Below are 19,831 nucleotides of genomic sequence, written 5' to 3'. Positions count from 1 at the left end.
ATCTGTTGGAAATTGAGTGGTAAGGTTCTGCTACCTATATTGACTGACATAAGATTAAATCGGGATCCCTCCCAAGGAGAAGATTATGTCCATAGTCAAAAATTCTTACTTTCGTAAAAGCGTTGCCGCCATTGCACTGACTGCAACTGTGACAGGCGGCATTTTTGCTCTTCCTCCGGTCATTTCTGCCTACGCTGAACCAGTGACAGTTACCGCTGCTGCGCAGCCCGGCTTTGCTGATCTGGTTGAAAAAGTACGCCCTGCTGTTGTTAGTGTACGGGTGAAAAGTCAGGTTCAGCCAGTAGATAATTCCGGCCCTCAGTTTTTTGGTCAGGGCTTTGACCAGTTGCCAGACGGCCATCCGTTGAAGCGCTTCTTCCGTGATTTCGGCTTTGGCCCGCAGGGTGAAAAGCAGCGTCCGGACCAGCGTAAAGGTAAGCGTGGTGAAGGTCGCCCGGGTCATGCCCGACCTGTTTCACAAGGTTCAGGCTTCTTCATCTCTGAAGATGGTTATGTTGTCACCAACAACCACGTTGTGACATCCGGCGACTCTTTCTCCGTTGTTTTGGATGATGGTAAAGAGCTGGATGCCAAATTGATTGGTACGGATCCGCGTACAGATTTGGCAGTGCTGAAAGTTGATGAGCCAAAAACTAAATTTACCTATGTCGCTTTGGGTGATGACAATAATGTTCGTGTAGGCGACTGGGTTGTCGCTGTCGGTAATCCATTTGGTTTGGGTGGTACTGTAACTGCCGGTATCGTTTCGGCGCGTGGCCGCGATATTGGTGCCAGCGTTTATGATGACTTCATTCAGATTGATGCAGCGGTGAACAAGGGTAATTCCGGTGGTCCGACCTTTGGTTTAAATGGTCAGGTCATTGGTATTAATACTGCGATTTTCTCACCATCCGGCGGTAATGTTGGTATTGCTTTCGCGATCCCTGCGTCAACGGCCAAGCAGGTTGTTGACCAGCTGATTAAGTCCGGCTCAGTAGAGCGTGGCTGGATTGGAGTGCAGATACAGCCGGTCAATAAAGAAATAGCTGACTCTATTGGTCTTTCCGAAGCTAAAGGTGCCATTGTTGCTGTGCCGCAGCCTGATGGCCCCGCAGCTAAGGCCGGTATTCAAGCTGGTGATGTGATCACAGCAATCAATGGCGAAACCGTTGAAGATAGCCGTGATCTAGCACGTAAAGTTGGCAATATTGCACCAAAGGAAGTTGCTGAGTTCACCATCTGGCGCAACCAGAAAGCGCAGACCATTAAGGTAACCATCGGTGGTATGCCGGATGATCAGAAAAGCTCAGATGGTGCAGCAACACAAACGCCAAGCGAAGGTGAAACCCTTGATAGCTACGGACTGACTGTTGTTCCGTCTGAAAATAATGATGGTGTGGTAATTACTAATGTCGATCCGGACAGCGCTGCTGCTGACCGCGGCATTCGCTCTGGTGATGTGATTGCTTCTGTTAATAATAAGCCGGTCAAAACGGTTAATGATATCAATAATGCCATTGCAGAAGCAGTGAAATCCGGCAGAAAGGCTGTTTTGCTTCAGTTGCAGAACAACGATCAGAGCCGTTTTGTTGCGCTGCCTGTTGATCAGGGTTGATTGAACTGAAAATCAAATTGGCGGGCTTAAGTAGTCCGCCAATATTTTATGGGGATGTCTGGATATGAAAATTTTAGTCATTGAAGATGACAGTGAAGCTGCGCGTTATTTACAGAAAGCTTTTTCTGAAGCCGGACATGTGACTGAAATTGCCGGAGACGGTGAAACCGGTGCAGCTTTAGCTGAAACCGGCAATTATGATATTTTGATCGTCGACCGTATGTTGCCGCGTCGTGACGGATTATCGGTTGTTGCAGGCCTGCGGGCACAAGGCAACAAAACGCCGGTACTTATTCTTTCTGCCCTTGGACAGGTAGATGATAGGGTTACCGGACTACGTGCCGGTGGTGATGATTATGTCACTAAGCCATATGCTTTTTCTGAACTTCTTGCCCGCGTGGAAGTGTTGCAGCGTCGCTCCAATCCGCGTGAAGCAGAAACAATTTATCGCGTTGGTGATCTGGAACTGGATCGTCTCTCGCATAGTGCTTGCCGTGGCGGCGTTGATATTGCTTTACAGCCACGCGAGTTCCGCTTGCTTGAATATTTGATGCGTCATGCCGGACAGGTGGTGACCCGTACGATGCTGCTTGAAAACGTGTGGGATTATCACTTTGATCCGCAAACCAATGTGATTGATGTCCATATTTCACGCTTGCGCAGCAAGATTGAAAAAGGCTTTGATCAGCCTTTACTTCATACAATTCGTGGTGCCGGATATATGCTGAAGGCCGAAAACGCCTCACGTACAAAAGCGAAGTGATGATTTAAAATGAGTTGGTTTTCCGCGATTATGAAAACAACGGCTGCGCGTCTTTCTGCGCTTTATTTGCTGCTGTTTTTTGTCGGATCCGTTGTGATTATTCTTTATATGACGACGCTTTCAGCGTCTCTGCTTGAGGGGCAGACGCGTCAGGCATTGAATGAAGAAGTCATCAATATCGGCAAGACCTATAATCGCGGTGGTATTCCAGCCCTTGTTCGCAGTATTGATTATCGTTCGCGCCAACCGGGTGCTTATCTTTATCTTGTGGCTGATGTCAGTGGTCGCATTCTTGCCGGCAATGTGGAAAGCATTGAACCGGGGGTGTTGGATACGGACGGCTTTGTTGAGCGTTCATTCCTTTACAATCGGTATGGTGATCAGCTGACCGAGCGTCAGCATCGTGCCATTGCGGTGGTGATTGCATTGCCGAATGGCATGCGTGTGATGGTCGGACGTGACTTAAGCGATTCAGATCGTATCCGTGACATCATCCAGCGCTCGCTTATGCTCGCATTGGCGATCATGGGGATCGGCGCTGTTCTGATATGGTTCTTTGTCGGACGACAAGCACTTAAGCGGATCGGTGATGTTTCAACCGCGTCCCAACGCATTATGGATGGTGATTTGTCTGGCCGCTTGCCGGTGAATGGTTCCGGCGATGAATTTGATCGCCTTTCCGGCAATTTAAATATCATGCTGGCACGTATTCAGGAGCTGAATGAGGGGCTGAAACATGTCTCAGACAATATTGCCCATGATTTGAAAACACCGCTGACAAGATTGCGCAACCGTGCGGAGGCTGCACTTTCTGGCAAGAAGAAAACGCAGGATTATCGTGAGGCGCTGGAATCCATTATTGTTGAATCAGATCAGCTGATTTTGACCTTCAATGCTATTTTGATGATCTCGCGCCTTGAAGCTGGCTTCTCGGCAGAAAACCTTGCCGTTCAGCCGGTGGCTCCAATATTACGCGATGTGGTGGAAATGTATGAACCTGTGGCAGAGGATGCCGGTGTTCATCTGGCACTTGGTGATCTGAGCGAGGCACCTATTCGCTTTAACCGTGAACTTATAGCGCAGACCATCTCCAATCTTGTCGATAATGCGATTAAATATGCATCCTCCGATGATAGATCTGCCAAAGTGCATGTTGGTATGGATGTCGATGATAAGCTGTTGCGTATTTTTGTCGCCGATAATGGCCCGGGCATTGCCGCTGATATGCGTGAAAAGGTGACAGAGAGATTTGTGCGCCTGGAAGAAAGCCGCACACAACCAGGTTCCGGTCTTGGATTAAGTCTTGCCAAAGCGGTTATGAAATTGCACGGTGGCAGCCTGACACTTGAGGATAATGTGGCATCTGAAAGTGAGGGCGGATTGCGTGTGGTTCTGGAGTTTCCGCGTCACTCCGAAGGCTGAATCTTTAGCATAATTTGGTGATGAATGGCGTCAGACACGGCAGGGCATTTATTTTTTCAACGGTTACAGCGAGTTCTGACACCGGTAGATGAGCAGGCAGCGCAGCAATATTTAAATGAGCTGCAAAAGCGTGCGGAAGAAGAAAACCTTGTTGAGCTGAAAGCATTACTGGCCGATGAAATCGCTACAGGTTTTATTGGCTCGGTGCTTGATCTGTCCCCTTATATTCGGGACTATTTGCTGCGTTTTCCTGAAATTTTAGCACAGTTGGCAACGACATCGCCGGAGCTGATTTTGAGCGATGTCTTTGCTGATATTAAACAATGCGGCCGCGGTGAGGGGGCGACTGAAAACAGCCTGATGGCTGGCTTGAGACGGGGGAAAAATAAAGCGCATGTATTGATCGCACTTTGCGATCTGGCCGGACTTTTCAATACTGCGACAACAACCCGATGGATCACTGATTTAGCAGAAATGTGCCTTGGTGCAGCAGTGCGTTTTTTGTTGCGGGATGCCGCGGCCAAAGGCAAAATCACACTCTTCGATCCGGAAGATCCGGAGAAGGACTGTGGCTGGATCGTTTTGGCGATGGGTAAGTTTGGTGCTTGCGAGCTTAATTATTCATCCGATATTGATCTGATTGTCCTGATTGATGAGCAAAGCCCTTTTATCGGTGATCCGTACGAGTGTGTCGAAACATTTTCACGCCTTGCGCGCCGTTTGCTGCGCATCATGCAGGAGCGCACAGTTGATGGTTATGTTTTTCGCACGGATTTAAGATTACGCCCGGATCCGGGTTCCACGCCGCTGGCCATTCCGTTTGGCTTTGCCCTTCATTATTATGAAGGGCGCGGGCAGAACTGGGAACGTGCCGCGATGATCAAAGCGCGTCCTGTCGCGGGCGATATCAAAGCAGGTAACGCTTTCTTGCAAGAGCTTTCCCCTTATATCTGGCGCAAATATCTTGATTATGCGGCGATTGCAGATGTTCATTCCATCAAGCGGCAAATCCATGCCCATAAAGGGCATGGCCATATTGCGATCCACGGACATAATGTAAAATTGGGTCGTGGCGGTATTCGAGAGATCGAGTTCTTTGTACAAACGCAACAGCTGATTGCTGGCGGACGCTTTCCGCAATTGCGTGGCTCGCAAACTATTGCGATGCTGCAAACTTTAGCAGAATTCGGCTGGATTACCTTGCAGGCACGAGATGATCTGACAGCGCAATATAGCTTCTTGCGTGATGTGGAGCATCGCATTCAGATGGTGAATGATGAGCAAAGCCATACATTGCCGGAAGATGATGAAGGGTTGGCACGCATTGCCCATCTGATGGGGTATTCTGATGTTTCGGCCTTTACCAAAAACCTGCTGCATTGTCTGAAGACAGTTGAGAAACATTATGCTGTGCTTTTTGAAAAAGCTGCTGAGCTTGGCAATGACGCGGGCAATTTAGTTTTTACTGGCGAGGATGATGATCCGGGTACGATTGAAACCCTGTCGAAGATGGGGTTCCAACGGCCATCAGACATTTGCCGAATTATCAGGGGCTGGCATTTCGGGCGCTACCGCGCCACGCAATCGGCAGAAGCGCGTGAGCGTTTGACAGAACTCACTCCGGCCCTGTTGCAAGCTTTTGCTGAGACCAAACAAGCCGATGATACATTGGTGCGCTTTGATAGTTTTCTGCAAGGCTTACCTGCTGGTATTCAGCTTTTTTCACTTTTACAAACCAATCCGCGTTTGTTGAACCTGTTAGTTTTGGTGATGAGTGTTGCGCCGCGCATGGCTGATATTATCACGCGTAAGCCACATGTTTTTGACGGGCTTTTAGATCCGGCAATTTTTGCTGAAATGCCGACGCTGAACTATCTGGAAACGCGGCTCAAAGCCTTTTTGGGTTCAGCCAGTATCTATGAAGATATCTTGGATCGTTTGCGCATTTTTGCCGCCGAGCACCGTTTTTTGATTGGTATTCGCTTATTAACAGGTGCCATTGATGGCGTGCGCGCCGGTAAAGCCTTTTCTGATTTGGCAGAGCTGATGATTACGCGCGCAATGGAGGCTGTTGCGGAGGAGTTCGGCAGACGACATGGCAAGATTGCGGGTGGGAAAACCACTGTACTTGCTATGGGCAAACTTGGCAGTCGTGAATTGACCGGTAGCTCGGATGTCGATTTGATCTTGCTTTACGATCACCCCGAAGAGGTTGAATATTCGGATGGTGAAAAGCCATTGCATGTTTCACAATATTATATGCGTATGACACAGCGCTTGGTAGCGGCCTTATCTGCGCCGACTGCGGAAGGCATTTTATATCAGGTGGATTTGCGTTTGCGCCCATCCGGCAATAAGGGGCCCGTCGCAACACATGTGAGTTCTTTTGATAAATATCAGCGACAGGAGGCGTGGACATGGGAGCATATGGCACTCACCCGCGCGCGTCCTATTGCAGGTGATGAAGAGCTGACCTTACGGGTTGAAAACATCATCAGAGATGTTTTGTCGATGCCGCGTGATGGCGCTAAAATTGCTGAAGATGTGCAGAAAATGCGCCGCCTAGTGGAGGAGGAAAAACCTGCACGTCACATTTGGGATTTTAAATTAAAAACCGGCGGTATGATGGATTTAGAGTTCATCGCCCAGTATGCCGTATTAACGGGGCAGGTGACTGTGAAGCCGTCTGGCATGACAACACAGGCCATTTTACACCACATGAAGCTGGAGTTTGCCTCTGCGGATATGCGCGAAAAGCTTACGGAAATCTGTCAGCTTTACACCAATTTAAGCCAGACCATTCGCCTGTGCTTAGGCGACGATTTCAACCCTGAAGAATTCCTGCCCGGCATGGTCGAGCTTTTGTGTCAGGTCTCGCAATTGCCGGATTTAAGGGTGCTGGAATATCAGCTGAATGAATATTCAGCTGATGCCCGTGCAGCTTTTACGCAGCTTGTGTGATTTCGCTCTGAGCTGAACGGTCAGGGATACGCACGCAAACAATGGTGCCGACGCCTTGAGTGGAGCGGATACGAAGCGTGCCGCCATGGAGCTCGGCCAGTGAACGAGAAATCGCAAGACCAAGGCCAGAACCTGTGTGAGATTTTGTGAACTGGTTTTCCACCTGTTCAAATGGCTGACCGATTTTCTTCAATGCAGATTTCGGAATACCGCAGCCGGTATCTTGAATGGTGATGAAAAGAGCCGCCTGTGTTTGATGTGCGCGCACAGTGATATGGCCGTCATAACCGGTAAATTTGACCGCGTTGGACAACAGGTTAATCAGAATTTGTTTAACAGCGCGCCGATCAGCATGAAGTGCAAGACGATCAGCAATTTGGGTGTGAACCTGAATATGCTTCTCTTCTGCCTGTAGCGAAATCATACGAACGGTTTCGTTAATCAACGGGCAGAGATCAATCTTTTCATGGTCAAGCGAGAACTGACCAGCTTCAATTTTCGACATATCCAGAATGTCGTTGATCACGTTTAGCAGGTAGTTACCGCTTGAATGAATATCATTGATATATTCTTCATAGCGGTCAGAACCCAGCGGGCCGAATGTGCCAGCCTGAATCATTTCTGAGAAACCGATGATGGCATTCAAAGGTGTGCGCAGCTCGTGAGACATATTAGCAAGGAACTCGGACTTGGCGCGGTTTGCGCCTTCTGCACGTTCCTTTTCAGCGGCATATTTGCGTGCCAATTCAGACAATTCGCGGACACGGTCTTTTTCGCCTTTACGGGCAACTGAAAGATCGTGAATTGTCGCCATCAGCCTTCCTTCACTTTCAACCATGCGCTCCTGATGCAGCTTCAACTGGGTAATGTCAGTTGCGATTGAAACCAGTCCGCCATCTTGTGTCGGGCGTTCGTTAACCTGTAGCCAGCGGCCGTCACTCAATTGACGCTCATAGGTTTCGGCACCAGCACGATTATGTTCGTTGGCCATACGGCGTTCAAATGCGACTGGGCGGATTAATGGTTCGATTTGCTGGCGGATTACGCCAGGTCGCAAAGCTGAAGCCTCAAGTCCGGCATATTCATTATATTTGGAATTGGACATCACCAGACGGTCTTTAGCGTCCCAGAGAACGAAGGCCTCGGAGATATTTTCAATCGCTTCACGGATGCGCATATCTGCTTCTGCAGTAGCTTGCGCAAAGCGATGCTGTTCGCTGACATCAAATGCGATACCAACCAGATGCGGATCGCCTTCGGTTGCAACTTCTGCACGCACACGCATCCACACCCAAGAGCCATCGGCATGGCGCATACGCAAGACTTTGTCGACTTGCGAAATTTCACCGGCTACAGCTTGTTTGGCAATATCATAAAGATCGCCGTCATCGGGATTAACAATTGCTGCTACGGCACCAAATGCCAAAATGCTGTCTTGCGATTCATAGCCGAGCATCTCGTACATGGAGCGCGACCAATAGATGCGTCCGCGCACCATATCCCAATCCCACAAGCCACAACGTCCGCGAGCAAGCGCCATATCAATGCGCCACTGGATCTGTTGAGAAAGATCATCAGCTTCACGTGCGCGCGCTGCCTGACTGAAATAGGCATAAAGAATGGCAAGCATAACACCGGACGTGCCTGCAAAAAGTGTCAGGTTCAGCGAAGCTGTTTTACGCCACTCTGCAAAAATGGTTTGCTTTGGCTCATAAGCCAGCACGGACAGGTTACGCATGAAGGTTGGATGGGTGAGGGAAGCAAAGCTGGCCTCACCATCAATGCCGACTTCCATGACGCCGGCTTTGTCGCCAAAAAGCAGCAAAGGTTGCCCTTCGGATATTTGCTCCGCAATGTTTTTTAAGCCTTTGTTATGGATGCCTGAGCTGGTCAGTACCTGATTATTTTCATCAGCCACCACCAAATCAATCGCATTGCTGATATGTAGCGCGGAACGCGCTTCATCGAGCATTGCCTTGATTGAATTTGAATCAGGGGCGTCATGCGACTGACTGAGAAAGCTAGCGCGGTCAATATGCGCACTGACCTGCAAGCTTGCCAGCGCGATGGCAGAGCGACTGCTGCGCTCGATGTCATCGCGCCACGCCAGCAAGGAAAACAAGCGGGCAACTGCAAGAATAATCAGGAAAGAAATAATCAAGACGGGAACGACGCGGCGCAGCGTTGGTTCAAAGGATGCAAATTTGCGATAGGCAGGACCTGCCAGCAAGCTGACATGAGCGGAAAGACCACCTTTTTTTAGTTTCGGCCGTGCGGAAGAATTCTTCCCCATCGGCTCGCCATAGGCGTCCGTCCTAGCCATCGAGGCTCCCCATAATAACAACAACACTGAAAGTGATTCGCGACGCAACACACTCGCTAACCTAATGAATCAAAAGTGATTCGCGCTGTCCAGTCCTTTTGCTAATTATTTCTTAAATTCGATTCGTTTTTTGAGAATCGGTGCTGAAATGATTCTCTCTTGAAGCCCGCGATGCATATATGCTTCAGCCCATGCTCAACCGTTGTAATAAACCCTTCATCAACCATAGAGCGGATTTGATAATATATTTTTAACGCTTCCGGCGAAGGCACCAAAAAATACTCAATCAGAGGCATATCGAACTGGTTTTCGGTTAGAATCAGGCCTATGAGTGAAAAGGTTCTGAACTTGTTTTCTGTATGATTATAAAGGATTCGCGTATTGAGCGCCCCTTCGCAACCGTCCGTGAGCCCCGATCTAGATTACTCCCGCCCGATGTTGGGCATTGGGTTTAAAATAGCATCGGTTTCGGTTTTTGTTGCGATGTCTACTTTGCTGAAAGCAACGGACGATATTCCTGTTGGTCAGTTGGTTTTCTTTCGCTCCTTCTTCGCGATATTTTCTATTCTGTTTTATTTGTGGTGGCGCGGACAGCTTCAGGGTGCCTTTAGAACCAAAGAGCCAGCCAGCCATGTTTGGCGTGGTTTGGTTGGTGTGTCAGCTATGTTTTGCAGCTTTTTTGCGCTGACAAAACTGCCGCTGCCTGAATCTGTTGCCATCAACTATGCATCTCCTTTGATTGCCGTGATGCTCAGTGCTGTGGTTTTGAAAGAGTTTGTCGGCGTTTATCGCTGGAGCGCGGTTTTTGTTGGCCTCATTGGCGTTTTGATCATCATCTGGCCGCGTATGAGCATTTTTACGACAGGCCAAATAGGGCAGGAGGAAGCGTTTGGCGCACTTGCGGCGCTAGCAGGCGCAGCATTAGCGGCTGTTGCTATGGTGCTTGTCAGACGTCTTGTTAAAAAAGAACGCACCTCGACCATTGTGATTTATTTCACCCTGACCTCAACCGTTGCTGGCCTTTTGACACTGCCATTTGGCTGGGTGATGCCTAATTTACATCAGTTGATCATGTTGATCTGTGCAGGTTTAGCCGGAGGAATTGCGCAAATCTTGCTGACAGAATCTTATCGTCATGCGCCGATGTCGACGATTGCACCGTTTGAATATACATCGATGGTGCTTAGTCTCATCATCGGTTTTTTGATTTTTGGCGATATACCAACCGTCACTATGCTGATCGGCAGTGCTATTGTAATGATGGCCGGTATTTTCGTGATCTTGCGTGAGCGTAAATTGGCGCTTCCACCGCAAAAATCAAACTCACCGCAAACCATTCCATGATTTGCGTAACTGTTTGATCTTACGCGCCCAACTCTTGTAATTTGGCTTTAACGCTTAATAAGTCCTGCCATGCAAAGCGCTTTTGTGCAGGACTGCGTAACAGATAGGCCGGATGCAGGCTTGGCATAACAGGTATTTGCACGCCTGCCGCCGTTGCATGTGACAGCCAGTTCCCTCTTACCCGCAAAATCGTATCGGCAGCATTAGTGAGTAATTTGGTGACAGGGCCGCCAAAGCTGACAATAATTTTTGGATTTGCCAGTGCAATCTGCCGTTCGATAAATGGCTGGCAGAGTTCAATTTCCAATGGTGTAGGAATGCGATTGCCTGGTGGCCTCCAGCAAATCATATTAGCGAGGTAGGTTTGTTCTCGGGTGAGGCCGATTGCACTGAGCATATTGTCAAACAACTGACCGGTACGCCCTGCAAATGGCAGGCCTTCCATATCTTCATCGCGCCCCGGCACATCACCGACAAACATAATCGCAGCATCGGGGTTGCCGTCTTCAAAGCACAGATTTTTGGCTGTGAACTTCAGTCCGCAACCATCAAAAGCTGCAAGGCGCTCGCGCAACTCCTGCAATGTATTGGCACTGGCCGCACTTTCGCGCGCCAGAGCAATTTGCTGCGCGTCCGGCACTGCTTGGCTTGTGCTGGGCGCAAATACCGGCGTTGGTGCTGCTCGGGTTGCTGGTGCAGCATTTGCTGGGCGTTGATTTGATTGCGCTTGACGCTGCGCATTTTGCGGCTGTCTTTGTGCCGCCATCTGACTGAGCTGTTCTTTGCGCAGTCTTTCAGCCTTTTCGGATGCTGCAAACTGATCCACTGGCTCTTCAGACAAAGCTATGTCCAAGCCGGATTCTGCATAAAAATGCAGCAGCTCATCCATATCATATGTGATTTGTCCGGCAGTCATCAGTTTGGATCTCCAAAGCTGTCTATAGACAGGGGGTGGCAAATTCTGTGCGTTAATGCAAGTGCAACCTGTCTGTTGAGAGAAAAGTAATATCTTTAGTGAGACATGAGGTAAATGTGTCTGTACTGTTTAATACGGACGTTAGGACGCATAGGCGATTAATTCTAATTTTGCGATACCGTTAGTACAAAAAAACAAAAACAGCCTGACGAGGCAGCCCGCGCAGGGCGCAGACGACAAGAAAATAAATCGGAGGCGTAAATGACCGAAGCTGCTGAACTGCCTGAACGCGAGAGCATGGAGTTTGATGTTGTTATCGTGGGGGCAGGGCCTGCCGGATTGGCTGCGGCTATTCGTTTAAAACAATTATCGCCTGATTTATCTGTTGTCGTGCTGGAAAAAGGTGCCGAAGTTGGCGCACATGTTTTGTCCGGCGCGGTGGTTGATCCTGTCGGTATCGAAAAGCTGATCCCTGATTGGCGCGATGATCCTGATCATCCGTTTAAAACACCTGTGACAGCTGATCATTTTCTTTTGCTTGGGCCAGCAGGTTCGGTGCGTTTGCCTAATATGCTGATGCCGCCTTTGATGAATAATCACGGCAATTATATTGTTTCACTTGGCAATGTCGCACGTTGGCTGGCATCACGCGCCGAGGCGCTGGGTGTTGAAATCTATCCGGGCTTTGCAGCAACGGAAGTGCTTTACGATGAAAATGGCGCGGTCAATGGTGTTGCGACCGGCGATATGGGCATTGAAAAAGATGGCACATATGGGCCAAATTATACCCGCGGCATGGCCTTGATGGGCAGATATGTGCTCATTGGTGAAGGTGCGCGCGGTTCACTTGCAAAGCAGCTGATCGAGCATTTCAAACTGGATGCTGATCGCGAGCCTGCCAAATACGGCATTGGTTTGAAAGAGCTGTGGCAAGTTGATCCATCCAAACATAAATTGGGCTTGGTACAGCATTCATTCGGTTGGCCGCTTGATATGAAAACCGGTGGCGGCTCTTTCCTTTACCATCTGGAAGATAATATGGTGGCAGTGGGTTTTGTTGTTCACCTGAATTATAAAAATCCATATCTTTCGCCATTTGAAGAGTTCCAACGCTTTAAAACGCATCCTGCCATCAAAGATGTGTTTGAAGGTGCCAAGCGTGTTTCTTATGGTGCCCGCGCAATAACCGAGGGTGGCTGGCAATCCGTGCCAAAACTTTGCTTCCCGGGTGGTGCATTGCTTGGTTGCTCGGCAGGGTTTGTGAATGTGCCACGCATCAAAGGCAGCCATAATGCAGTTCTTTCAGGCATACAGGCAGCAGAAAGCGTAGTGGCGGCACTTGAAAATGGCCGAACCAATGATGAGCTAGTCGATTATGAAAATAGCTGGCGCAGTAGTGATATTGGCAAAGATCTGAAAAAAGTGCGCAATGTTAAGCCGCTCTGGTCGAAGTTCGGAACACTTGTTGGTGTCGGTCTTGGTGGCTTGGATATGTGGACGAACACATTGTTTGGTGTTTCTTTATTTGGCACGTTGAAGCACGGTAAAACCGATGCTGCTTCTTTGGAGCCTGCGGACAAGCATAAGAAAATTGATTATCCGAAACCTGATGGTGTGCTGACATTTGACCGTTTGTCATCAGTGTTTCTTTCGAATACCAATCATGAAGAAAATGAGCCGGTGCATCTACTGGTGCAGAATATGGCTTTGCAGGTGACATCGGAGCTCGGCGTTTATGACGGGCCGTCGGCACGTTATTGCCCTGCTGGTGTTTATGAGTGGGTGGAGAAGGACGGGCAGGAGACTTACGTGATCAATGCGCAGAATTGCGTTCATTGTAAAACCTGCGACATCAAAGACCCGAACCAAAATATCAATTGGGTACCGCCACAAGGCGGCGAAGGACCCGTCTACGCCAATATGTAAATATTGGCCGGAGATGGTGTCCGTCCCGACCGCCGTAAGATAATGTCGGCGAAGGACCCGTCTACGCCATTATGTAGATATTGACCGGAGATAGTGTCCGTCTCGACCGCCGTAAGATAATGTCGGCGAAGGACCCGTCTGCGTCATATGTAGATATTGACCGGAGATAGTGTCCGTCTCGACCGCCGTAAGATAATGTCGGTGAAGTACGCGTCTGCGTCATATGTAAATATTGACCGGAGAAGGTGACTGCCTCGACCGCCGTAAAGATAATGTCGGTGAAGTACGCGTCTGCGTCATATGTAAATATTGACCGGAGAAGGTGCCCGTCTCGACCGCCGTAAAGATAATGTGGCAGAAGGAACTATCTTCACGCTATTATAGTGTGGTTGACGGACTTATGCGCCATTGAACTATTAAATAAGCCGCGGTCAGGCGCTCTGACCGCGGCTTAGTTGTCATTTACGATAGCTTATGAGCTGGCTTTGAGACGTGCGTTGCAGAGACTGTAATAACCGCCGCCTTTTTGAATCCACTTCAGGCCATTCAAAGCGTTCTTATCTTTCAATGCATGATATTGTTCGAGGCAGGTATGCATACGTGCTTTACCCGCGCTTTCATGCGAAAACTTGGCAGAAACATTTCTAGGGAAAGTAACGCCGCGTGGTGCTGCGGTTGTTGGTGCTGGTGGCTCGCGCTCACCATCGGTGCTTAGAGCTGTTAAATCAGCACCCGGGCCACATTCAGCTTTGCGGAAATCATTCCATTTCATGCCATTATCAACACCGGCATCTTTAGCAGCCTGATATTTGGCACCACATTGCTGCATGGTGAGGCTTTTAGGCTCAGCAGCAGCTGCCGCTTTGGCAGGCTTTTTAGCTGGAGTTTCTTTTTTAGAGCTTGTTGACTTGGCAGGAGCTTCTGTGGCGGTGTCGCTGCCACACTCGGCTTTACGATACTGGTTCCAGTTAAGTCCGCCGAGGGTGCCTGCATCTTTAGCAGCCTGATATTTGGCGCTGCATTCTTGCATGGTCAGTGCATTTGCTGGTGCCGTTGTGGCCATTGCGGCAACGGTTGCCACCAGAGCTGTGCCTGCCAGACCTGCCAGTGAACGAATAAGCATAATAAAACTCCTGTTTTAAATTGCCGATATTATATGTACTTATCCTCAAGGACGACAAGATAGTCAGGTGTGAAATTCAATAATATATGCTGTTTTTCTATGAATTTTATTAAACAGAATTATGCATCTTGCACTCAACTATAAGTATTAAGCGTCTTTTATAAAATATATGCAGCATTCTTAATGCATTGTCATCCATTTGCGCGCTTCACGCAGTGCCGTTGCCAGTTCTGCTTTGGACATGGTGCCTGCCAGTTGTGTGCGCATGTCCGCAGCCTGTTTGTGGCCGCGAATGGCTGCAATATTCAACCATTTGTGCGCTTCAATAACATTAATATCGCAATCGCGACCAGTGGCGTACATGACACCCATTTCGAAGAGAATTTGCTCTTCCGTGACAATGTCATCTTCTTCAGCGGATTTTTCAAACTGTGCCATCGTTCTCAATTCCTGTTTTACAACAAAGCGTGGGGTATTGTTGTTTGACAGGCGGATCATAAAGGACAGGGTTTAAACTGGCGGTTAAATGACATGCTTAATACAAAGTGAGCAAAATTTCGTGGCCGGAAAGCCACAGCTCTTATTCAAGATAGGCGTGGTTGAAAAAAGCTGGTTTCGCTTCGGGCTGATAAAAAGCGCCACATGAATGTTCATATGGCGCTTTTAAAAAATCACGAAATCGCTGACGAATTATTTGGCTTTTTGCCCGAACAGAATGCTCTGTGCCTGTTTATCCGTGGCAAGATTGGATTTTTCACGCTCAGTTTTACCAAGTTCCATGCCGCGTTGAACCGCCGGACGGGTAAGCATCAGCTCATACCAACGCTTCAGGTTAGGGAAATCTTCCAGCTTCTGATCATAATTTTTGTACGCGCTAATCCAGCCGACACAAGCCATATCAGCGATGGAATAGTCACCTGCAATATAGTCTTTACCTTCCAGTTGACGGTTTAACACGCCATAGAGGCGGTTAACTTCATTGGTGTAGCGATCAATGCCATATTGTACTTTTTCAGGTGCATAAACGCGGAAATGACCTGCCTGACCGGACATAGGGCCAAGTCCGCCCATCTGCCACATCAACCACTCATCAACGGCCACACGAGCGCGTTCGTTCTCCGGATAGAAGCGGTTAAACTTACGGCCGAGATATTGCAGGATTGCACCTGATTCAAACACAGAAATCGGCTGACCATCAGGGCCTTCAGGATCAATAATCGCTGGCATACGGTTATTCGGCGCAATTTTCAAAAAAGATGGCTCGAACTGATCACCTTTGCCGATATTGATATATTTGACTTCATAAGGAATGCCCAATTCTTCCAGCATAATGCTGATTTTCCAGCCATTGGGGGTCGGCCAATAATAAAGCTCAATAGGTTTGGTTTGCGTGGTCATAAGGAACTCCCGATTATGGCGGTGATATAGCTTGAACATATGCCTTGTATTTTATCCTGCAAGGGGCGCTCGCAAGTTTTTAGACTTATTAATCAATATGAATGCTGCATGAATGGCTGCCTCAGGGAAGGTTCAGTCCGATTTTCTATGATGGTTCCATATCGTCAAAGAAGGGGATCAACATGCTCAACAAATCTGTTATCGCCATATTGTTATTTGCAGGGATTGTGCTGGTTTCGCTCAGCACTGTCGGTAAATTTGATCAAGGTATTCAGCATCTCGCCATGAACACTGCGAAGGTGCTGCCATGATGAGCTCTGTCTTCGCTTATTTTGCCCTGATGGTTCGCATGTTGATTTTTTGCACGGTCTTTATCGGCCCGCCAGCATCGTTCGCTTTATTAAATTCCGCTTATCCGCCCAAAATCAGCGCTGCCGGATTGGTTATTTTTGTTAGTCTGCAACGTGCAGCGTAAAAATATACTTCTATATACTCCCAGTTGTCATTCGACTCGCTATATAGTGAGCTATGACAAACAAAACCGATCTCCCTTTTCTTTCTGAAATCATGACGCCGCCTCTGGCAGCAGCAGAGAATTTTGACGATGCCCGTGCCGCCGTAGCGGCACTGCGCAAACTTTATGAACGTAATACTGCCTTTTTGCGTGATGCTTTTGAGAATGTAGCCTTGGGGAAAATGGAAGCGCGCCGTTATCGTGCCTTCTATCCGGAGCTGAAACTCTCAACCACCAGTTTTGCGCATGTTGATACGCGTTTGGCTTATGGTCACGTGTCTGCGCCTGGTGATTATACTGCAACCATCACACGCCCTGATCTGTTTGAGCACTATCTGATTGAACAAATCCGCCTGTTAATGCGCAATCATAATGTCAGCGTTACAGTGCAGGAATCATCAACACCTATTCCGCTTCATTTTGCTTTTCTTGAAGGCACTCATGTCGATGGTGCAGTGGCCAATGCTTTTGCACATCCTTTGCGTGATTTGTTTGATGTGCCGGATCTCAGCAGCACCGATGATAAAATCGCTAATGGTGATATTGATCTGATACCGGGTGAGGCAATGCCGCTTGCGCCTTTTACGGCGCAGCGCATTGATTATTCCTTGCAGCGTCTGGCGCATTATACGGCTACCAGCCCTGCACATTTTCAAAATTATGTGCTTTTCACTAATTACCAGTTCTATATTGACGAGTTTTGTAATTATGCCCGCAAGTTAATGGCGGAAGGTGGCGGCGGTTACACCCGCTTTGTTGAGCCGGGCAATCTCGTGACACTTGCTGGTGAAACGGCGCCATCCCTTGGCACTGCTGCATCGCGGCTGCCGCAAATGCCGGCTTACCATCTGCAACGCGATGATCATTCCGGTATCACCATGGTCAATATCGGGGTTGGGCCATCAAATGCGAAAACCATTACCGACCATATTGCTGTTCTTCGTCCGCATGCATGGCTGATGCTTGGCCATTGTGCCGGCTTGCGCAACAGTCAGCAATTGGGTGATTATGTTCTTGCGCATGCTTATGTGCGCGAAGATCACGTGTTGGATGATGATTTGCCCGTCTGGGTGCCAATTCCGGCTTTGGCCGAAATTCAGGTGCCGCTAGAGGATGCGGTGGAGGAAATTACTGGTCTGGAAGGCTATGATCTGAAGCGGATCATGAGAACCGGTACGGTTGCCACTATTGATAACCGCAATTGGGAACTACGTGATGAGCGAGGACCTGTGCAACGTCTTTCGCAATCGCGTGCCATTGCTTTGGATATGGAATCTGCCACTATTGCCGCTAATGGTTTCCGTTTCCGTGTGCCTTATGGCACTTTGCTTTGTGTTTCAGATAAGCCATTGCATGGTGAGCTGAAACTACCGGGAATGGCGACCGAGTTCTATCAGCGTCAAGTGGCGCAGCATTTACATATCGGCATCAGAGCAATGGAAAAAATTGCAGCAATGCCACAAGAGCGTCTGCATTCTCGTAAATTACGCAGCTTCTACGAAACTGCGTTTCAGTAATCAAAAACAATGTCGTCCGGGCTGTCTGGTTTCGCGCTGCTTATCAGCATTTTGATACCGGACGGCACGCCCTCTTATGAGAAGCCGATTTACCTGCTGGCTTACTCTCATCATCAGGAAAATCAGTTTCATGCGGACTTCCAAGAAAATTTCTTCATTGAGTTTTGCGGTTTTTATCATTGCCGTTCTTGGAACGGTGCCGCTGGTGCTTGGTTTTTTTGGTGAAGTTCATCCGGTTCTCGATGCATTTTCCCATTTGCGTGCGCATTTATCTGTTGCGCTTTTTCTGTTTTCCCTACCACTTTTGCTGTCAGGGCTTCGCCGTGAGGCGATAATGATCTGTTTATTTTGCATGTTAAGTTTTGCAACAACACTTGATGTCGTTCGTAATCAGATTTCAGGTGTTGAACTGTCGGAGCGGGTTAAGGTTGAAGGTGCAACTTATAGTCTGGTTCAGCTTAATCTGCTCTATGATCATCCGGAGCCGCAACGGGTTTTACAGATGATTGGCCGACAAAATCCTGATGTGGTTACATATCAGGAGGCGTCTAAATATTGGGAGCCTTGGCTCAGGATTTTGGAAGGTCGTTATCCTTATCACTTGCTTTGCAAAGATTATCCGGGTTCTTGGGGTGTTGGCATTCTGTCCAGAAGGCCATTTGTGCAAGATGCAGCGCGGTTATGTGTTGGTGATGGTGTATTGGCGTCAGCACAAATTGATTTTGGCGGGCAGGTTGCAACTATTGCATCGCTGCATCTTTCCTGGCCTTGGCCAATGCAGCAGCCTGCGCAGTTAAGTGAGATTGAGCCACATTTGCGGGCGATGAAACATCCGCTTATTATTGCGGGTGACTATAATGCGACCAGCTGGAGTCATGCTTTGGCACGCGTGGCTAAAGCCAACGATACATATGAGTTTAGTGGCCTTGGTGCTACATGGATGTTAAAGCAACTGCCAATCAGTTGGGTTAAATGGTTGGGTGTTCAGATCGATCATATATTAGTTAGCAGTAACGTTGGTGTTGATCAGGTAAACACATTAGATGAAGTCGGTTCGGACCATCTGCCTTTGCTGATAAAATTCACATTACCAAGCACTATGGAGCCAGAAGAAAGTGCGGACACAAAAGTAGTTCTGCGCTAATTTTCGTAATCTCTCTCGATAGCATGGCTTATTCAAGTCTCTGCCAATGCCTTTAGGTCGCCTTGGTATTTGTGAGAAGGCTGAGGAGGTGTGAAGGCTATTTACACTTCGACCAGCACGTCAACGACGTGATTAACCAGCCAAGAATTAGCACTGTGCCACCGGTTGGGGCGGCAAATGGGAATAAGCGGTCGCCTAGAAAATCACGCGACAGCAGATCGCCACAAAAAAGTATTAAGCCAATTAAAATCGCCGAGCCACCAATCGTTGCTGTGCGGCTTTGGCCACTTAAAATCGACAATGCAAGAAATGCCGGGGCATGGCCTAAGAGAATAGGGGCTACTATATTCAGATTGCCGGTATCGTTATGTGCAGCACCCGCATAGGTGATCAGGGCGAGGGCGCCGGTCAAGCCACCAATAGTCGAAAAATATCTATTCACCTGAAATGACAATTTATCCGGCCTTTCGACGCTCATTAATAATTAGTAGTGATCTATAACTACAACTCATATTCTCAATGCATATTAAAGCAATGCAGAAAAGAAATTCAATGATGAGCAGGTATTTTGATCGCAATAAAATATAAATTATAGGATCACTACGAGCGAATGAATTAAGCGTGATCATAGACTTATCGGGCTTTGTGCGTATTTGCATCGGTAAAAAACTAAGTGCGCTTGGATAAGGTTGCGCGTTGTTAGACAAGCTCTATAAATTAAGGCAGCTATTTTGTTCAGGATTGCTGGTGCTATTTGGCGGGCAATAGTGAGCGTCTTTATTATAAGTTTTAGTCGAAAAATGTTTCGCTTTAAAATTTAGCCACAAAAAAACGCCAGTGAAAAATCACTGGCGTTCTTTTTAAT

15 protein-coding genes and 2 pseudogenes are annotated in these 19,831 nt (G+C 48.2%); 10 read left to right on the top strand and 7 right to left on the bottom strand.

All coding sequences use genetic code 11. The annotated features are described in order from the left end of the window. Positions 1–85 precede the first annotated feature (85 nt). From FHS77_RS04030 to FHS77_RS04015, 4 genes are all read left to right on the top strand, one after another. Entirely contained in the window at positions 86–1,615 is a 1,530-nt protein-coding gene (locus FHS77_RS04030) for a Do family serine endopeptidase (RefSeq protein WP_184220354.1), read from the top strand. Between the two features lie 64 nt (positions 1,616–1,679). Continuing rightward, positions 1,680–2,378 (top strand): response regulator transcription factor, encoded by a 699-nt coding sequence (locus FHS77_RS04025; RefSeq protein WP_184220350.1) that lies wholly within the window; start codon positions 1,680–1,682, stop codon positions 2,376–2,378. 9 nt (positions 2,379–2,387) lie between these two features. Further along, the gene (locus tag FHS77_RS04020) at positions 2,388–3,800 is read left to right on the top strand and encodes a sensor histidine kinase (protein ID WP_184220347.1); all 1,413 of its coding nucleotides are present in this window, start codon (positions 2,388–2,390) and stop codon (positions 3,798–3,800) included. Between the two features lie 24 nt (positions 3,801–3,824). Continuing rightward, positions 3,825–6,761: a bifunctional [glutamine synthetase] adenylyltransferase/[glutamine synthetase]-adenylyl-L-tyrosine phosphorylase gene (locus FHS77_RS04015; protein WP_184220344.1), complete on the top strand. Its 2,937-nt coding sequence runs from the start codon at positions 3,825–3,827 to the stop codon at positions 6,759–6,761. Here the strand turns inward: FHS77_RS04015 and FHS77_RS04010 are convergent. Together FHS77_RS04010 and FHS77_RS16465 are read right to left on the bottom strand one after the other, a co-directional pair. Then, positions 6,745–8,595 (bottom strand): annotated as a pseudogene (locus FHS77_RS04010) (PAS domain-containing sensor histidine kinase); the annotation flags it as partial. The gene FHS77_RS04015 and the pseudogene FHS77_RS04010 sit on opposite strands and share 17 nt — an antisense overlap. Positions 8,596–8,843: 248 nt before the next feature. Continuing rightward, positions 8,844–9,084: pseudogene (locus FHS77_RS16465) on the bottom strand (PAS domain-containing sensor histidine kinase); the annotation flags it as partial. Between the two features lie 435 nt (positions 9,085–9,519). On the opposite strand from FHS77_RS16465, the gene FHS77_RS04005 reads away from it, so the two are divergent. Beyond that, entirely contained in the window at positions 9,520–10,428 is a 909-nt protein-coding gene (locus tag FHS77_RS04005) for a DMT family transporter (RefSeq protein ID WP_184220615.1), read from the top strand. A 19-nt stretch (positions 10,429–10,447) separates the two neighbouring features. On the opposite strand, the gene FHS77_RS04000 is transcribed toward FHS77_RS04005, so the two are convergent. Next, positions 10,448–11,344, bottom strand: coding sequence for a uracil-DNA glycosylase (locus tag FHS77_RS04000; protein WP_184220339.1), 897 nt, complete (start codon positions 11,342–11,344; stop codon positions 10,448–10,450). A 261-nt stretch (positions 11,345–11,605) separates the two neighbouring features. On the opposite strand from FHS77_RS04000, the gene FHS77_RS03995 reads away from it, so the two are divergent. Beyond that, positions 11,606–13,270 (top strand): electron transfer flavoprotein-ubiquinone oxidoreductase, encoded by a 1,665-nt coding sequence (locus FHS77_RS03995; protein WP_184220337.1) that lies wholly within the window; start codon positions 11,606–11,608, stop codon positions 13,268–13,270. A 472-nt stretch (positions 13,271–13,742) separates the two neighbouring features. On the opposite strand, the gene FHS77_RS03990 is transcribed toward FHS77_RS03995, so the two are convergent. The 3 genes from FHS77_RS03990 to FHS77_RS03980 all read right to left on the bottom strand — a co-directional run bounded on the left by FHS77_RS03990 (position 13,743) and on the right by FHS77_RS03980 (position 15,791). Then, positions 13,743–14,393 carry an antifreeze protein gene (locus tag FHS77_RS03990; RefSeq protein WP_184220334.1) on the bottom strand — a complete coding sequence of 217 codons (651 nt, stop codon included), beginning with the start codon at positions 14,391–14,393 and terminating at the stop codon, positions 13,743–13,745. Positions 14,394–14,573: 180 nt separating this feature from the next. Next, positions 14,574–14,831, bottom strand: coding sequence for a sel1 repeat family protein (locus FHS77_RS03985; RefSeq protein ID WP_184220331.1), 258 nt, complete (start codon positions 14,829–14,831; stop codon positions 14,574–14,576). A 252-nt stretch (positions 14,832–15,083) separates the two neighbouring features. Next, a complete protein-coding gene (locus tag FHS77_RS03980; RefSeq protein WP_184220328.1) occupies positions 15,084–15,791 on the bottom strand; it encodes a glutathione S-transferase family protein in 708 nt (235 codons plus the stop codon). A gap of 182 nt (positions 15,792–15,973) precedes the next feature. Between FHS77_RS03980 and FHS77_RS16360 the strand changes: the two genes are divergently transcribed. From FHS77_RS16360 to FHS77_RS03965, 4 genes are all read left to right on the top strand, one after another. Further along, positions 15,974–16,102, top strand: a complete 129-nt coding sequence (locus FHS77_RS16360) for a hypothetical protein (protein ID WP_281383560.1) — start codon at positions 15,974–15,976, stop codon at positions 16,100–16,102. Next, positions 16,099–16,266, top strand: coding sequence for a hypothetical protein (locus FHS77_RS03975; protein WP_184220326.1), 168 nt, complete (start codon positions 16,099–16,101; stop codon positions 16,264–16,266). The genes FHS77_RS16360 and FHS77_RS03975 overlap by 4 nt, the downstream gene beginning before the upstream one ends. 53 nt (positions 16,267–16,319) lie before the next feature. Beyond that, positions 16,320–17,822, top strand: a complete 1,503-nt coding sequence (locus FHS77_RS03970; protein WP_184220323.1) for an AMP nucleosidase — start codon at positions 16,320–16,322, stop codon at positions 17,820–17,822. A gap of 130 nt (positions 17,823–17,952) precedes the next feature. After that, a complete protein-coding gene (locus FHS77_RS03965; RefSeq protein WP_184220321.1) occupies positions 17,953–18,966 on the top strand; it encodes an endonuclease/exonuclease/phosphatase family protein in 1,014 nt (337 codons plus the stop codon). Positions 18,967–19,063: 97 nt separating this feature from the next. On the opposite strand, the gene FHS77_RS03960 is transcribed toward FHS77_RS03965, so the two are convergent. Further along, positions 19,064–19,420 carry a DUF423 domain-containing protein gene (locus FHS77_RS03960; protein ID WP_374786197.1) on the bottom strand — a complete coding sequence of 119 codons (357 nt, stop codon included), beginning with the start codon at positions 19,418–19,420 and terminating at the stop codon, positions 19,064–19,066. Positions 19,421–19,831 lie beyond the last annotated feature (411 nt).

The organism is Paenochrobactrum gallinarii (assembly GCF_014205685.1).
Lineage (GTDB): Bacteria > Pseudomonadota > Alphaproteobacteria > Rhizobiales > Rhizobiaceae > Paenochrobactrum > Paenochrobactrum gallinarii.
This window is presented reverse-complemented; position numbering and strand designations above follow the sequence as displayed.

Coding starts and splice junctions, on each gene's coding strand:
- FHS77_RS03970 (WP_184220323.1), top strand. CDS start 16,320: ATGACAAACAAAACCGATCTCCCTTTTCTTTCTGAAATCATGACGCCG.
- FHS77_RS04000 (WP_184220339.1), bottom strand. CDS start 11,344: ATGACTGCCGGACAAATCACATATGATATGGATGAGCTGCTGCATTTT.
- FHS77_RS03980 (WP_184220328.1), bottom strand. CDS start 15,791: ATGACCACGCAAACCAAACCTATTGAGCTTTATTATTGGCCGACCCCC.
- FHS77_RS04020 (WP_184220347.1), top strand. CDS start 2,388: ATGAGTTGGTTTTCCGCGATTATGAAAACAACGGCTGCGCGTCTTTCT.
- FHS77_RS03975 (WP_184220326.1), top strand. CDS start 16,099: ATGATGAGCTCTGTCTTCGCTTATTTTGCCCTGATGGTTCGCATGTTG.
- FHS77_RS16360 (WP_281383560.1), top strand. CDS start 15,974: ATGCTCAACAAATCTGTTATCGCCATATTGTTATTTGCAGGGATTGTG.
- FHS77_RS03985 (WP_184220331.1), bottom strand. CDS start 14,831: ATGGCACAGTTTGAAAAATCCGCTGAAGAAGATGACATTGTCACGGAA.
- FHS77_RS04025 (WP_184220350.1), top strand. CDS start 1,680: ATGAAAATTTTAGTCATTGAAGATGACAGTGAAGCTGCGCGTTATTTA.
- FHS77_RS04030 (WP_184220354.1), top strand. CDS start 86: ATGTCCATAGTCAAAAATTCTTACTTTCGTAAAAGCGTTGCCGCCATT.
- FHS77_RS04015 (WP_184220344.1), top strand. CDS start 3,825: ATGGCGTCAGACACGGCAGGGCATTTATTTTTTCAACGGTTACAGCGA.
- FHS77_RS03995 (WP_184220337.1), top strand. CDS start 11,606: ATGACCGAAGCTGCTGAACTGCCTGAACGCGAGAGCATGGAGTTTGAT.
- FHS77_RS03965 (WP_184220321.1), top strand. CDS start 17,953: ATGCGGACTTCCAAGAAAATTTCTTCATTGAGTTTTGCGGTTTTTATC.
- FHS77_RS04005 (WP_184220615.1), top strand. CDS start 9,520: ATGTTGGGCATTGGGTTTAAAATAGCATCGGTTTCGGTTTTTGTTGCG.
- FHS77_RS03990 (WP_184220334.1), bottom strand. CDS start 14,393: ATGCTTATTCGTTCACTGGCAGGTCTGGCAGGCACAGCTCTGGTGGCA.